This is a genomic window from Sandarakinorhabdus oryzae, from assembly GCF_009733735.1.
Lineage (GTDB): Bacteria > Pseudomonadota > Alphaproteobacteria > Sphingomonadales > Sphingomonadaceae > Sandarakinorhabdus > Sandarakinorhabdus oryzae.
In genome coordinates this window covers 16,050-29,404 of record NZ_WNJP01000022.1, presented here as the reverse complement: position 1 = coordinate 29,404, position 13,355 = coordinate 16,050, and the positions used below count along the sequence as shown (strand labels likewise).

Annotated in this window: 15 protein-coding genes; 6 read left to right on the top strand and 9 right to left on the bottom strand. The window is 65.8% G+C overall.

What is annotated here, in order from left to right:
- The 4 genes from GJ693_RS04065 to GJ693_RS04050 all read left to right on the top strand — a co-directional run.
- Positions 1–950, top strand: a 950-nt coding sequence (locus GJ693_RS04065; RefSeq protein WP_156255050.1) for an SLAC1 family transporter, incomplete at its 5' end; no start/stop codon positions are given.
- A gap of 53 nt (positions 951–1,003) precedes the next feature.
- The gene (locus tag GJ693_RS04060) at positions 1,004–1,660 is read left to right on the top strand and encodes a hydrolase (protein WP_156255049.1); all 657 of its coding nucleotides are present in this window, start codon (positions 1,004–1,006) and stop codon (positions 1,658–1,660) included.
- Between the two features lie 30 nt (positions 1,661–1,690).
- Positions 1,691–2,173: a DNA starvation/stationary phase protection protein Dps gene (gene dps / locus GJ693_RS04055; protein ID WP_156255048.1), complete on the top strand. Its 483-nt coding sequence runs from the start codon at positions 1,691–1,693 to the stop codon at positions 2,171–2,173.
- A 3-nt stretch (positions 2,174–2,176) separates the two neighbouring features.
- Positions 2,177–3,544 carry an alginate export family protein gene (locus GJ693_RS04050; protein WP_156255047.1) on the top strand — a complete coding sequence of 456 codons (1,368 nt, stop codon included), beginning with the start codon at positions 2,177–2,179 and terminating at the stop codon, positions 3,542–3,544.
- Positions 3,545–3,723: 179 nt separating this feature from the next.
- Here GJ693_RS04050 and GJ693_RS04045 read toward each other — a convergent pair whose 3' ends face one another.
- Positions 3,724–4,329: an outer membrane protein gene (locus tag GJ693_RS04045; RefSeq protein ID WP_156255046.1), complete on the bottom strand. Its 606-nt coding sequence runs from the start codon at positions 4,327–4,329 to the stop codon at positions 3,724–3,726.
- 107 nt (positions 4,330–4,436) lie between these two features.
- Positions 4,437–5,369: a LysR family transcriptional regulator gene (locus tag GJ693_RS04040; protein WP_156255045.1), complete on the bottom strand. Its 933-nt coding sequence runs from the start codon at positions 5,367–5,369 to the stop codon at positions 4,437–4,439.
- 101 nt (positions 5,370–5,470) lie between these two features.
- Here GJ693_RS04040 and GJ693_RS04035 point away from each other — a divergent pair, with 101 nt between their 5' ends.
- On the top strand, positions 5,471–6,178 hold the full coding sequence (locus GJ693_RS04035) for a pirin family protein (RefSeq protein WP_156255044.1): 708 nt from the start codon (positions 5,471–5,473) through the stop codon (positions 6,176–6,178).
- A 76-nt stretch (positions 6,179–6,254) separates the two neighbouring features.
- Positions 6,255–6,902 (top strand): YceI family protein, encoded by a 648-nt coding sequence (locus GJ693_RS04030; RefSeq protein ID WP_156255043.1) that lies wholly within the window; start codon positions 6,255–6,257, stop codon positions 6,900–6,902.
- A 153-nt stretch (positions 6,903–7,055) separates the two neighbouring features.
- Here the strand turns inward: GJ693_RS04030 and GJ693_RS04025 are convergent, their stop codons facing one another.
- The 7 genes from GJ693_RS04025 to GJ693_RS03995 form a co-directional block, all read right to left on the bottom strand.
- Positions 7,056–7,757 carry a YoaK family protein gene (locus GJ693_RS04025; RefSeq protein WP_156255042.1) on the bottom strand — a complete coding sequence of 234 codons (702 nt, stop codon included), beginning with the start codon at positions 7,755–7,757 and terminating at the stop codon, positions 7,056–7,058.
- An 18-nt stretch (positions 7,758–7,775) separates the two neighbouring features.
- Positions 7,776–9,134: an alginate export family protein gene (locus tag GJ693_RS04020; protein ID WP_156255041.1), complete on the bottom strand. Its 1,359-nt coding sequence runs from the start codon at positions 9,132–9,134 to the stop codon at positions 7,776–7,778.
- Positions 9,131–9,541 (bottom strand): DoxX family protein, encoded by a 411-nt coding sequence (locus tag GJ693_RS04015; protein WP_156255040.1) that lies wholly within the window; start codon positions 9,539–9,541, stop codon positions 9,131–9,133. Before GJ693_RS04015 ends, GJ693_RS04020 begins: the two co-directional genes overlap by 4 nt.
- Positions 9,541–11,388, bottom strand: a complete 1,848-nt coding sequence (locus GJ693_RS04010; protein WP_156255055.1) for an amidohydrolase — start codon at positions 11,386–11,388, stop codon at positions 9,541–9,543. The genes GJ693_RS04015 and GJ693_RS04010 overlap by 1 nt, the downstream gene beginning before the upstream one ends.
- Positions 11,389–11,468: 80 nt before the next feature.
- Complete coding sequence (locus GJ693_RS04005) at positions 11,469–11,726, bottom strand: DUF1427 family protein (RefSeq protein WP_156255039.1); 258 nt, start codon at positions 11,724–11,726, stop codon at positions 11,469–11,471.
- Between the two features lie 4 nt (positions 11,727–11,730).
- On the bottom strand, positions 11,731–12,390 hold the full coding sequence (locus tag GJ693_RS04000; protein WP_156255038.1) for a hydrolase: 660 nt from the start codon (positions 12,388–12,390) through the stop codon (positions 11,731–11,733).
- 41 nt (positions 12,391–12,431) lie between these two features.
- The gene (locus GJ693_RS03995) at positions 12,432–13,268 is read right to left on the bottom strand and encodes an alpha/beta fold hydrolase (RefSeq protein WP_156255037.1); all 837 of its coding nucleotides are present in this window, start codon (positions 13,266–13,268) and stop codon (positions 12,432–12,434) included.
- Positions 13,269–13,355: the final 87 nt, after the last annotated feature.

The following is a 13,355-nucleotide window of genomic DNA, read 5'->3' as shown; positions in this document are numbered from 1 at the left end:
TACGGCCCTGGCTGGCGCGGGTGCCGATGTCGCTGTTTGCCAGCGTGATGGGCATGGCCGGCACCGGCCTCGCCTGGCGGCGCGCGGTGGCCAGTTTCGGTGCGCCGGCCTGGCCGGGCGAGGCGTTCATGGCGCTGGCGGTGCTGCTCTATGGCCTGCTGCTGATCCTGCATCTCGCCCGCGCCGCGCGCTGGCCGGCCGGCCATCTCGCCGAGTTCCGCGATCCCCGCAGCGCCCCCTTCGTGCCAGCCTTCAGCGTGGCGACCGTCCTCATGGCAGCCGCCGCCGCGCCCTATTCGCTGGCGCTGGCCCGCGTCATCTGGCCGGTGGCCGCCGGCCTGCACGCGCTGTTCGCCTTCCTGCTGCTGCGCCGCTGGTTTTCGCAGAACCGGCCGCTCACCGAGGCTGGTCCGCCCTGGTTCATTCCGATCGTCGGCAATTTGCTGATGCCGGTGGTGGGCGCACCGCTGGGGTTCGAGACGGCCAGCTGGGCGCTGTTCGGCATCGGTGCGATGTTCTGGCTGATCCTGGCGCCGATCATGACCTTCCGCCTGTTCTTTGCCGATCCATTGCCGCACCATTCGGCGCCCTCGCTGTTCATCCTGCTGGCGCCGCCGGCGGTGGGCTCGCTTGCCATCCTGGCGCTCAGCGGCGGCACGGTCTCGCCCGTCACCCACACATTGTTCGGCTTTGGCACCATGGTGGCCGCGCTGATGCTGTCGCTGCTGCCGCGTCTGATCGACGGCCATTTTTCCACCTCCTGGTGGGCACTCACCTTCCCCAGCGCAGCCTATGCCAGCCTGGCCGTCGCCTATGCCGGGCAGATCCTGTCGCCCGCCCTGGCCGTGCTCGGCCTGGCGGCGCTGGCGCTGGTGACCTTGCTGGTGATCCTGGTCGCCCTGCGCAGCCTTTCGGCGCTGGTTGCCGGCGAGCTGCTGCCCAATGACTGAGCCCCCTGTCATCCCCTGCTGCCGTTTCCCACCCACCTGAAAGGACATGTCCCATGCCAACCGCCACGCCCGTTCCCGCCCCCTCGCTGGTCAGCCCCACCAATCATGTGCTGATCATGATCGACCACCAGTCGCAGATGGCCTTTGCCACCAAGTCGATTGACGCCATCACCTTGCGCAACAACGCCGCCATGGTTGCCCAGGGTGCCGCCGGCTTCGGCGTCGACACCATTCTCACCACGGTCGCTGAAAAGACCTTCTCCGGCCCGATCTTTGACGAGATCAGCAGCGCCTTTCCCGGTGCCAGCGTCATTGACCGCACCAGCATGAACACCTGGGAAGACGGCCGCATCAGCGATCGCATCAATAGCATCGGCAAGAGCCGGCTGGTGTTCTGCGGCCTGTGGACCAGCGTGTGCATTGTCGGCCCGGTGATGTCGGCCATCGCCCAGGGCTTTGAAACCCACGTGATTGCCGATGCCTGTGGCGATGTTTCCGATGAGGCCCATGAACGCGCCATGCAGCGCATGCTGCAAGCCGGCGCCATTCCGATGACGGCGCTGCAATATCTGCTGGAACTGCAGCGCGACTGGGCCCGCACCGAAACCTATGACCTGACCACCGGCATCGCGAAGAAGCATGGCGGCGGCTACGGGCTGGGCATCATCTACGCCAAGACCATGTTTGGCGCCTCCGAAGGCAGCCACTGAGCCGCGCCGCCCTCAGCCAGGAGAACCGTCATGTACACCTCCCGCCTCGATCTGCCCGAACATGTCCGCCATGCCGCCATCGCCTTGCTGCAGGCCATGCTTGCCAACGCCGTCGATCTCGTCCGCCAGGCCAAGCAAGCGCACTGGAACGTGAAGGGCCCCAATTTCTTCATGCTGCACCAGTTGTTCGATGCCCTGCACGACACGGTGGAGGAATTTGAAGACACGATCGCCGAACGCATCACCGCGCTGGGCGGCACCGCCGACGCCCGGGTGCAGACAGTGGCCGCCACGACCGTGCTCTATGATTATCCGATCGCCGCCAGTTCCGGGGAAGCGCATCTGAAGGCACTGGCCGGGTCTCTGGGCGAATTCGGCAAGCACGCGCGCGCCGCCATCGAGGCCGCGGCCGTCGCTGGCGACGCCGACACGGCCGATCTGTTCACCGGCCTGTCGCGTGAATGTGACAAGCAGCTCTGGTTCGTCGAGGCGCATCTGGTCGGCAGCAACTGAGCAATGCGCCATCTGCCCTGGCTGGCCAGTCTGGCGCTGGGCAGCGGTTCTGCGTGGGCCGCCTGCCCGGCGCCGCCGGAGCCCCGGATGCTGCGCTGGCAGGATCCGCTGGCGGCCCGGCCTGGCCCTGACTGCCCACGGCCCTTTCCGGCCGCGCTCAAGGGCCTGCCGCTGGGCGATGGCGGTACGCTCAGCCTGGGCGGGGAATGGCGGGTGCGGGTGGAAGCGGCCGACAGGCCCGATTTCGGGCTGGCTGAAGCTGCTGACCGAGCAATCCTACAACGGCTCTTGCTCCACGCCGATGCACAGCTGTCCGACCATGTGCGCGGCTTCGTCCAGATCGGCAGTTTCATCGGCAGCCGCCGCCTTGGCGAGGGCCCCACCGATGTCTCCCGCCTTGATCTCACCCAGGCCTTTGTTGAAATCGGCCGCCGCAACGGCAGCGGCGGCCCCATGCTGCGGCTCGGCCGGCAGGAGGTCGCCCTTGGCAGTTCCCGGCTGATTTCGGTGCGCGACAGCCCCAATATCCGGCGCTCATTCGATGGCGTGCGCGGCCGCTTTGGCCTGGGCAAGGCGCAATTCGACGGCTTCTGGCTGCGCCCCATCCAGTTGCGCCCCGGCGTCTTCGATGATGTGTCCGACCGCAATGAGCAGGTCTATGGCCTGTTCGGCACGCTCGACATGCAGCCGGCCGGTCGGCTTGGCTTCAACCTTTATTGGATTGGCTATGAACGGCAGCAGGCCCGCTTTCAGGCCGGATCGGGCCGTGAACGGCGTCACAGCTTTGGCGCGCGTGTGTACGGCGCGGCGGGCAGCTGGGATTGGGATATCGAACCGGTGATCCAGGTCGGCCGCTTTGGCACCGGACGCATCGCCGCCTGGACCGTGGCCAGCGCCTTTGGCCACAGCTGGCCAGGCCAGCCACTCGCCCCGCGGCTGGGGCTGAAGGCCGATATTGCCAGCGGCGACCGCGACCGCAATGACAACAAGCTGGGCAGCTTCAACGCGCTCTATCCCCGCCTGCCCTATTTCACCGAAGCCGGGCTGGCCGTGCCGACGAACATCATGGACCTGCACCCAACGCTGAGCCTGACGCCCGAAAAGAGCGTTGATGTGACCCTGGGCGCCAATTTCCTGTGGCGGCACCGCCGCGCCGATGCGGTTTACGTGCCGCCGTTGCGCCCCTTCCTCGATCCGGGCGCGGGTTCGCGGTTTGTCGGCACCCAGTTCGAGGCCAATGTGGAATGGGAAGCGGCGCCCGGATGGGCGGTCAAGCTCGCCCTCGTGCATTTCGCCGCCAGCGACAGCCTCCGCGCCATCGGCGCCCGCTCGAGCAATTTCATGGCAAGCTCGATCGGTTACCGATTCTGACGCTCGGTCGCCGTGATCGGGTCAGGGCGCGGTTCAGTGCAGGAGATCTTGAGGCCCGATCCGGAATCGAACCACGCTGGATCGGCTTGACGATCCGGCCCACACCAAAGGCTCCGGTTCGACTGGCGGCCGTGGCCGATGTTGGTGGGGCAGACCGCGCCTGCCCCACCTGGTCGCGTTTAGAAGTTGTAGCTGACGCCGATCAGCGCCTGGTGCCGGTCAAAGCGACCGCCATTGCTGCCGAAATCGCTGTAGCGATACTCGATCCGCGCCGAGACATTTTCGGTAAGGCTGCGCTCGATGCCGCCGCCGACTTGCCAGCCGTCCAGATTGTCCGACGTGATGGCCGTGCCAGCCGTGGTGGCAACGCTGGTCCGCACACGGGTGTTGGCATAGCCACCGCGGGCATAGATCAGGGTTTTCGCATCAGCCAGCACACCGGCCCGAGCGCTCACGTCGAAACTGTAGCGCGGGTCGATTTCGAGAGCCTTGCCCTGCGCGCTTCCCACGATGGTATCATCAATGGCACCGCTGAAGCCCAGTTCACCGCCGATCACGAAGCGCTTGCCCAGGGTCTTGTTGTAGCCCGCATAGCCACCCAGCGTCACCGCATCCTGGGTGCGGCCGGCATCGATGGTGATGCCATTGATGGTCCTGCGGGCCACATCATCGCGGTTCCAGCCGGCGCTGACACCCAAATAGGGCCCGTTGAACGGCGCGGCCACGGCCGGCACGGAACCGGCGGCCACGCTCAGCAGGGCCGCCGAAATAAGGGTCTTGATCATGATCTAATCTCCAATGTGCCCCCGGGGATCGGGGTTGCCACTGGAAATAGGTACCGCCTTATGTGTGGACTATATGGCAACTTTGAAATGGATTGTTTCTAAATGCGTTACAATGGCGGATCTGCCGCACGGATCGCCCAGACCGGGCTGGAGAGATGCTGGGCGAGAAACTCCATCAACACCTTCACGCGCGCCGGCCTCAGGCGGTTGGGCGGAGTCACCAGGTACAGATTGATCGGCGTCTGGCTCCAGCCGGGAAGCACGACCTCCAGCCGGCCATCTTCAATCTCCCGCCACACCGAGAAGATCGGCTGGATGGCAATGCCCAGCCCTGCCAGCAGCGTGGGCACCACGAAGTCGGCATTGTTGATGGTCAGGCGACCGGGCACCCGGCCCTCCCATGTTTCGCCGTCTGCATGTTCAAGCCGCCATGTGCCGGGATTGGCAACGTTGCTGTAGTGGATTGCACTGTGCTGCATCAGTTCCGCAGGATGCTGCGGTCGGCCATGCTGCGCCAGATAGGCCGGCGACGCCACGATCGGGCGCGCCACACCGCACAACTGACGCGCCATCAGGCTGGAATCGGCCAGCGCCGCGATGCGCAGCGCAACGTCATATCCCTTCCCCACCAGATCCTCCTGCTCGTCACTCAGGCGAAGATCAATCGAGACATCAGGATAGGCCGCCAGGAACGCCGGCAGCAACGGCGCCAGTTGCTGCTGGCCAAACGACATCGGTGCCGTCATGCGCACCAGGCCATAGGGCCGCAACACCTGCGCCACGGCTTCGGCTTCCGCGGCCTCGCCTTCGGCCAGCAGGCGGCGCGCATGTTCCAGCGCCGATCGCCCGGTCTCGGTCAGCGTCAATTGCCGGGTGGTGCGCTGCAACAGCGGCGCGCGCAGCCGTTCCTCCAGCCGGGTGATGGCCTTCGACACGGTAGGTTTGGACAATTGCAGCTGATCGGCGGCGGCTGCAAAGGAACCAGCCTGCACCACCTTGGCAAAAATTGCCCAGGCTTCCAGATCGGGCAGGCGTGCCATGCAGATTCCTTCACCAATGAATTTCAGACGTTGCCATTTTTTTCACAAGCGGCGGCGTTTATCCAGACTGCAATGCAACACGCAATCGCAGGAAATCATCCATGATCGAACTTCGTCCCTTCGCCAGCCTTGGCCATGCCGATCACGGCTGGCTCAACGCTCGCCACCATTTCTCGTTTGGCAGCTATCATGACCGGGAACGCCTGCACTGGGGCAACCTCAGGGTCTGGAACGATGATATCATCCAGCCCGGCGCCGGCTTTCCTACCCACCCCCATGCCGACATGGAGATCATCACCTTTGTCCGCCAGGGCGCCATCACCCACAAGGACACGCTGGGCAATGTTGGCCGCACGACGGCGGGCGATGTGCAGGTGATGTCGGCCGGCACCGGCGTCGCCCATTCGGAATACAACCTTGAAGGCGAGGTGACGCGTATCTTCCAGATTTGGCTGCTGCCGCGTGAGCGCGGTGGGGCGCCGGCCTGGGGCTCGAGGGCCTTTCCCAAGGGCGATCGTTCCGGCCGCTTCGTTACGCTGGCTTCGGGTCTGGCGGAAGACGACGATGCCCTGCCAATCCGCACCGATGCGCGAGTGGCGGCGGCCACGCTGAAGGCCGGCGAAAGCGCCACCTACACGCTGGGCGCTGATCGCTTGGCCTATCTGGTGCCCGCCACCGGATCGATCAGCATCGACGGCGTGACGGTGGCCACCGGCGACGGCGCCGCCATCCGCGACCTGCCAACCCTCCAGGTGACTGCCCTGGAAGACAGCGAGATCGTGCTGGTGGACGCGGCCCCGCTGAACTGAACAGCCCTCCAACCAACCGACATGGCACCCCATGTGGTGCCCTGTCCCAACCATGCAGACACGCAAGAGGATCCCCATGTTCCGCACGTTTTCCCTTGTCGCCGCCCTTGCCTTGGGCAGCCTATCGCTGCCGGCGCTGGCCCAGCCGGCCCCGCTCACGCAGGAGCCGGCGCAGGTGCAATCGGGCACCTATGTGCTCGATCCCGCGCACGGCAAGATCACCTGGTCCGTCAACCATCTCGGCTTTTCGACTTATGTCGGCCAGTTCCCCGCGGTCTCCGCCACGCTGACGCTGGACGCCAAGCGACCGGAAGCCAGCCGGCTGGTCGCCACGGTGGACATCACCAGGATCGCCTCGCTGAACGCCGCGCTCGACAAGCATCTGGCCACTGCCGATTTCTTCGAAAGCGCCAAGTTCCCGACGGCCCGTTTCGAGGCCACCGGCATCCGGCTGACCGGCAGCAAGACCGCCGAAATCACCGGGCAATTGACGCTGCGCGGCGTCACCAGGCCCATCACCATGACCGCCCGCTTCAACCAGGCCGGCACCAACCCGTTGGACAAGCAATATTCGCTGGGCTTCGATGGCGATGCCCGCATCAAGCGGTCGGACTTTGGCGTCAACTATGGCGTGCCGTTCGTCAGTGACGAGGTGACCTTGCACCTGGAAGCCGAATTCAAGCGCCAGCTGCCTGCCACGGCTGCAGCAAGCCCGGCACGCTGACCGCCAGACCCGATTTGGATGAGCTGCGGCGACTGTGGAGATCCGTGCATGATCTGCGGTCGCTGCGCATCAATGGCTTGAGCGGGCCTCGCAGGACAATGGACTGCGCGTTGGCCTCAACCCGGCATCGCTCGGGCCGCACAACCGCATGTCTCATTTGGGGCGCACCGGTGCCAACGCCGGGTGAAGTGCAGCTGCACATGTGCCCGTCAGGACGATGAGGCCGGTGAGCGCCAGTGACAGCGTCAATCCGCCAGCGCGCACCAGCAGGGCCCCCAGAGCCGCTCCGGCAAAGATGGCCAGCACTGCGCCGGCGCGCCGTGTCAGGTTGGGGCTGGCCCCGCCCGCAAGACCAGAATCCGCGGCCAGGCCGGTGATGGTGAGAGTGAGGACCGTGGTCGAGAGATCGGGCACCTGCAGCTGACGGACGGTGGCATTGCGGAACCCCATGGCCATCGCGGTCAGGGCGATGATGAAGTAGAGCGCTGGCGCGGGCGACAGGCTTTTCACGTCGAACCCGGTCGCGCTGGCCGCAGCGGCCCAGAACAGCGCCGTTTCGAACAATGCTGCCAGCATCAACCAGTGCCGCAGCGGCCGTTGCGCAAAGCGCCGCCCGGTGCGGCCGGCGATGGTGGCGCCCAGCATGAAGCTGGCCAACGCCGCCAGATAGGGTGCCGCGGCAAAGCCCGGCGTGCGCGCGGCGGCAAAGCCCAGGAACACGATATTCCCGGTCATGTTCGCCGTGAATACCTTGCCCAGCCCCAGCACGCTGACCGCATCGATCAACCCGGTGGTGGCGGACAACAGCAGCAACAGGCCGGGAAGCGGGGACGTGGCGCTGGCGGGTCCGGCCATCGGGGCAGTCCTTCCTGTTCAGAAACGGAAATTGACTTCGATTCCGGTCATCCGGATCGGGCGAGCCAGCCCGGTTTCCCGGATGAAGGCGCCGGGCTCGAACAGCGCAACCCAGCCCGACAGCTCCAGTTCGGCCGAAACCTGCCAGGCCAGCGAGGCTTCCACCTGCTTGCCGATGAAAAGGGCCTGCGAACTGCCTGCCGGGCGGATCAGCGTGCCCGGCACATCATAGACACCATCAGCGCGGGACTGGCGCCAATAGGCCATGCCGGCGAGGCTGGCCGACCAGCCCTGGCCGAGAACGGCCGCTACGCGCGGATTGGCGCTGATGATGTTGGCTGGCCCGATGGGTGAAAGTTCACCGAAATATTTGCCTTTGGGAAAAAGGGCATTGAATGTGCCCAGCCGGTGATCGGCTGGATTGCCGTCGCCGCTGATGAGGCTGAAGCGCATTGTGGCATCCGGCTTCAGCGGCAGGTCGGGAAAGCGCCTGCCGACTTCGGTCGCCAGCGTCCAGGCGCTGATCGGACCATCGGCAAAGCGGCCGAACTGATAGACGGCTTCCATGTTCCAGTGCAGCTTGCCCCGGCGGCCGAACCAGCGCGCCCCCAGGCTGTGCCGCAATTCGCGCCCGTTGCGCCCGCCAAAGTGCGCGACCGTATTGCGGTAGCCCAGGTAATAGAGATCGAGCCCCGGCAGGGTGACATAGCTGCCCCACAGCGACTTCGTGCGGGATCGGTGATCGTCAAAGCTGTCGGCACCGGGCTGTACCGGGCGCACGGCGATCAGGCTGATCGTGGCGCCATGCAGGTGCAGGATGCCGCGCGCTCCATCGAAGGCCAGCTGGACATTGGGGCCGTAGCGCGTGCCGACGAGGCGTTCGGAGCCCAGCGGGAGCATCTGCCGGCCGACGCGGAGACTGGCCTGTGCCTGATCGCCAACCGGCAGGGTCGCTTCGGCAAACGCCTGCAGCAGGTCGGTTCGCGTCTGGTCAATCGGACCCGGGCCGGGCGCAACGCCGATGGCATAGGCCGCAACAGGCTGCAGGAAGGCCCGTACCTGGCCGATGTGAAGATCAGCGTACGGCATTGCCCTCAACCAGACGAAGCCATCGTCTGGGGCATCACCCCATTGGTTGCCGCGAGAATTCTCGTTGCGCAGCCGCAGCTCGATGCCGGTCGTTACCCAGGCATCGGCGGCGATGGCGACATATTTGAAGCGCTCGGTCCAATGGCCGCTGCGGGCGGCGGGGTCGGCCAGGCGCGACCAGTCCTCGTCAAAGCGCGTGGTGGTCAGGGTCGGTGGCTCCCAGGGCTCCGTCTGGGCGGCGGCGGCAGTCGGCAGCGCGGCAGCGAGGATGAATGACAGGGCTTTCATGGCGACCGGTGCCGCGCGGCCATGGCCAGCAGGATGAATCCGCCAACCAGGCCCAAATGCTCGAAGAAGGCGTTGGTCGCCATGAAGCGGGCCGGGCCAGCCGGCAGCATCCAGAAGTTGTTGGCCAACAGCGCCGCCAGAAAGGTGAACGCGCCAAGCATACCGGCGCCCAGCCAGACCAGCCGGCCCGACAGGATCAGCAGCGGGCCGAGAAGTTCCACGCCGATGGTCAACGCCGCCCAGGACGCGGCCGGCACCAGGCCGAAATGGGCTTGTTCGGCCACGGCGGCGGGCCAATCGGCCAGTTTGGTGACAGCGCCGACCAGATAGGCGCTCACCATCAGCAGGCGCGCCAAAAACCATGCTGGCGGCCAATCAAGCAGGGCGATGATGGCAGGGGGCGGCATCAGACCGCCCAGCAGCCGCAGCCGAACGCCCCCCAGAAGCTCTGAACGTCGGAACTCGGCGCCGCTGTGGCCAGCGCGGCGGAATGATCATGGCCGTGCACCGCACATCCCGACGCGCAGCTGCAGGCACTGGCCAGCCGGGCGGCGGCTTCCGGTGTGCGATGATAGCCGCCAAACGCGGCGACCGGTGACCAGTCCGGCATGGCTTTTGGCAGATCGGGCGCCAGCGGCGCGAAGTCGCCTTCTCCAAACACCACCGTGCCGCCCAGCATGGTCAGAACGGCGCGCAGGTGCGAGATGTCGCTTTCGGGCACGTGGAAATAGTCTGCCGACAGCACGGCCAGATCCGCCAGTTGCCCGGCCTTGATCTGCCCCTTCTTGCCGACTTCGCTGGAGAACCACGTATTCTCGTGGGTCCATAGGCGCAGTGCCTGTTCGCGGCTGAGCCGATTGGCCCCGGAATAGAGAGACAGGCCGCCTACCGTGCGTCCGGTGACCAGCCAGTTCAGCGACACCCAGGGGTTGTAGCTGGCAACGCGTGTGGCATCGGTGCCGGCGCCCACCGGCACGCCGGCCGCCAGCATGCGGGCAATGGGCGGCGTGCGTTCGGCGGCCTTCTCGCCATAACGCGCGACGAAATCTTCGCCCTGATAGGCCATGCGATGCTGCACGGCGATGCCGCCACCCAGCGCCGCGATCCTGTCGATGTTGCGGTCACTGATCGTCTCGGCGTGATCGAAGAACCAGTTGAGGCCGGCGAGCGGGATGTCGCGGTTGACCTTCTCGAACACGTCGAGCGCGCGGCCGATTGTCTGATCATAGGTGGCGTGTAGCCGCCAGGGCCAGCGCTGTTCGGCCAGCAGGCGGATGACGGGTTCGAGATCGGCTTCCATGCTGGGCGGCATGTCGGGCCGCTCGACCCGGAAATCCTCGAAGTCCGCCGCCGAATAGACCAGCATCTCGCCGGCGCCGTTGTGGCGGTAACTGTCGTCACCCTGGCCAGGCCGCACCTGCGTCACCCAGCCGGCAAAATCCGCCAGTTCCTCGCGGGGCTTCTGGGTGAACAGGTTGTAGCTGATGCGCAGAGTCAGTTGGCCGTCGGCGTGCAGCTTCTCGATAATGGCATAATCGTCGGGATAATTCTGGAAGCCGCCGCCGGCATCGATCACGCCGGTCACGCCCAGGCTGTTCATCTCGCGCATGAAATGCCGCGTGGAATTCAGCTGATATTCGGGCGGCAGCTTCGGGCCCCTGGCCAGCGTGGCATAGAGGATGGTGGCGTTGGGCTGGGCCAGCAACAGCCCGGTCGGGTTGCCCGCCGCATCGCGGACGATCTCGCCGCCCGGCGGATTGGGGGTGTCCCTGGTATAGCCCACCACCCGCAGCGCCGCCGCATTCAGCAGGGCACGATCATAGAGATGCAGGATGAACACCGGCGTATCGGGCGCTGCCGCGTTGAGTTCGGCCAGCGTCGGCAGCCGCTTCTCGGCGAACTGATGCTCGGTGAAGCCGCCGACCACGCGCACCCATTGCGGGGCAGGCGTGCGCGCCACCTGGGCCTTCAGCATGGCCATTGCGTCGGCCAGCGACGGCACGCCGTCCCAGCGCAACTCCATGTTGTAGTTCAGGCCGCCACGGATGATGTGCATGTGGCTGTCGATCAGGCCGGGGATCACCCGCCGGCCACCGGCATCGATCACCCGCGCATCGGGCCGGGCCGCAGCGCGCACCGCCGCTTCACTGCCCACGGCGAGGAAGGTCCCGCCGCGCATGGCGATTGCCTGGGCTTCGGGGTTGGCGCGGTCGAGCGTGGTCACCTTGGCATTGACGATGATGCTATCGGTCATTTCGGATCTCCCGCAGGCAGCAGCATTGGGCAGCAGAGCGGCCGCCGTGCCGCCCAACAGCAGGGCACGGCGGTCGATGATCATGATTGGCGCTCTGCCGCTTCGCTGTTGGTGGGCAGGCGACCCAGCACATGGTCGGCGCAGGATGTGCGGATCTCGGCCGCCCTGGCGCGCGGAGCGAACAGGCTCTTCACCAGCGGAATCGCCTGTTCGCCGAGCAGGATACCGAGCAGACCAACCAGGGCGATGGTGGGTGGTGCCGGCGAACGCACCTTCAGCACGCCATAGATGGCACCGACCAACAGTCCCACCGCCAACGTGATGAGGTAGGGGCGCATGGCCTCAATGCCCGCCTTCGGAGGCGCCAAACATGGTCTTGGCATAGGTGATGCCTAGACCATAGCCACCCGCCAGTTGTTTCGCGAGGCCGGTCGTCGCGTCATAGGTGTCGCCGCGTGCCCAGTCGCGCTGCAATTCCAGCAGATACTGCACTGCGGTCATCGGAACGCAGCCCAGCTGGATCATGCGCTGGCAGGCCCGTTCATGCGCTTCGGCCGACACGTCGCCACAGGCATCCGAGATGAAATAGACCTCGAACCCCTGATCGATGGCGGAAGCCGCCGGGCCGACGATGCAGACGCCGGTCCACAGGCCCGACAGCACGATGCGCTTCTTGCCGATGCGGTTGATCTCGGCGATCACCGGCGCGTCTTCCCAGGTGTTCATGGTGGTGCGGTCGAACAGCGGCTGGCCGGGGAAAGGCGTGGTCACTTCGGCGAACATTGGACCGGAAAAGCTTTTTTCGGCCACCGTGGTCAGGATGGTGGACACGCCGAAGATCTTGGCTGCGCCAGCCACCAGCGCCGCGTTGGTGCGCAGCAGGGCGATGTCGATCGAGCGGGTGGCAAAGGCCATCTGCGACTGGAAGTCGATCATAAGCAGCAGGTGATCGGTCGGCGAGAGCAGGGTTTTGCCCGGTGCGGGCGTCGCGGTAATCGTCATCGGTCACTCCTTGGGGATGCTTGGGTTGGGAACTGGGCTGATCAGGACCGGATGAAGGCCAGCAGATCGGGGTTGATGATGTCGGCGTTGACGGTGAGCATGCCGTGCGAAAGGCTCGGGTAGAGCTTGAGCGTGGCGTTCGGCAGCAACCTGGCCTGCAGTTCGGCGGCGTTGCCATAGGGCACCACCTGATCATCATCGCCCTGCATGACGAGGGTCGGCACGGTGATGGCCTTCAGATCCGCCGTCTGATCGGTTTCGGAGAAGGCCTTGATGCCGTGATAATGGGCAAGGGCACTGCCCATCATGCCCTGACGCCACCAATTGTCGACGACGCCCGGCTGCGGCGGCTGATCGGGGCGGTTGAAGCCATAGAAGGGCCCGCTGGCGACAGCGCGGAAGAATTCGGCCCGGTTGGCGGCAAGCGCACTGCGGAACCCATCGAACACTTCAATTGGCGTGCCGCCCGGCGTGGCGTCGGTCTTCAGCATCAGCGGCGGGATGGCGGCGACCAGCACGGCCTTGGCGACACGGCCCTGGGGCTGGCCGAACTTGGCCACATAGCGGGCGACTTCGCCGCCGCCGGTGGAATGGCCGATGTGGACGGCACCGCGCAGATCGAGGTGGGCAACCACGGCGGCGGCATCAGCGGCGTAGTGATCGATGTCATGCCCGAAATCGACCTGTTGGGAACGGCCGTGGCCGCGCCGATCATGGGCGATCACCCGAAAGCCATGGGCCAGGAAGTACAGCAGTTGGGCATCCCAATCATCGGACGACAGCGGCCAGCCATGATGGAACATGATCGGCTGCGCATCCTTGGGCCCCCAGTCCTTGTAGAAGATGCTGGTTCCGTCATTGGTGGTCACGAAAGGCATGACAGTCTCCTTCAAGTGGCAGTGTTGCGGTAGAACAGAGTCAGACTGCGGCGTTCACTTCGCCGGGAACAGGTGCAGCGATTTTGG

Excerpts from the sequence above, each read along its gene's own strand:
- GJ693_RS04025 (WP_156255042.1), bottom strand. The coding sequence starts at position 7,757 with ATGGCCGGACCCGCCAGCGCCACGTCCCCGCTTCCCGGCCTGTTGCTG.
- GJ693_RS04035 (WP_156255044.1), top strand. The coding sequence starts at position 5,471 with ATGATCGAACTTCGTCCCTTCGCCAGCCTTGGCCATGCCGATCACGGC.
- GJ693_RS04000 (WP_156255038.1), bottom strand. The coding sequence starts at position 12,390 with ATGACGATTACCGCGACGCCCGCACCGGGCAAAACCCTGCTCTCGCCG.
- GJ693_RS04005 (WP_156255039.1), bottom strand. The coding sequence starts at position 11,726 with ATGCGCCCCTACCTCATCACGTTGGCGGTGGGACTGTTGGTCGGTGCC.
- GJ693_RS03995 (WP_156255037.1), bottom strand. The coding sequence starts at position 13,268 with ATGCCTTTCGTGACCACCAATGACGGAACCAGCATCTTCTACAAGGAC.
- GJ693_RS04060 (WP_156255049.1), top strand. The coding sequence starts at position 1,004 with ATGCCAACCGCCACGCCCGTTCCCGCCCCCTCGCTGGTCAGCCCCACC.
- GJ693_RS04050 (WP_156255047.1), top strand. The coding sequence starts at position 2,177 with ATGCGCCATCTGCCCTGGCTGGCCAGTCTGGCGCTGGGCAGCGGTTCT.
- dps (WP_156255048.1), top strand. The coding sequence starts at position 1,691 with ATGTACACCTCCCGCCTCGATCTGCCCGAACATGTCCGCCATGCCGCC.
- GJ693_RS04040 (WP_156255045.1), bottom strand. The coding sequence starts at position 5,369 with ATGGCACGCCTGCCCGATCTGGAAGCCTGGGCAATTTTTGCCAAGGTG.
- GJ693_RS04010 (WP_156255055.1), bottom strand. The coding sequence starts at position 11,388 with ATGACCGATAGCATCATCGTCAATGCCAAGGTGACCACGCTCGACCGC.
- GJ693_RS04015 (WP_156255040.1), bottom strand. The coding sequence starts at position 9,541 with ATGCCGCCCCCTGCCATCATCGCCCTGCTTGATTGGCCGCCAGCATGG.
- GJ693_RS04020 (WP_156255041.1), bottom strand. The coding sequence starts at position 9,134 with ATGAAAGCCCTGTCATTCATCCTCGCTGCCGCGCTGCCGACTGCCGCC.
- GJ693_RS04045 (WP_156255046.1), bottom strand. The coding sequence starts at position 4,329 with ATGATCAAGACCCTTATTTCGGCGGCCCTGCTGAGCGTGGCCGCCGGT.
- GJ693_RS04030 (WP_156255043.1), top strand. The coding sequence starts at position 6,255 with ATGTTCCGCACGTTTTCCCTTGTCGCCGCCCTTGCCTTGGGCAGCCTA.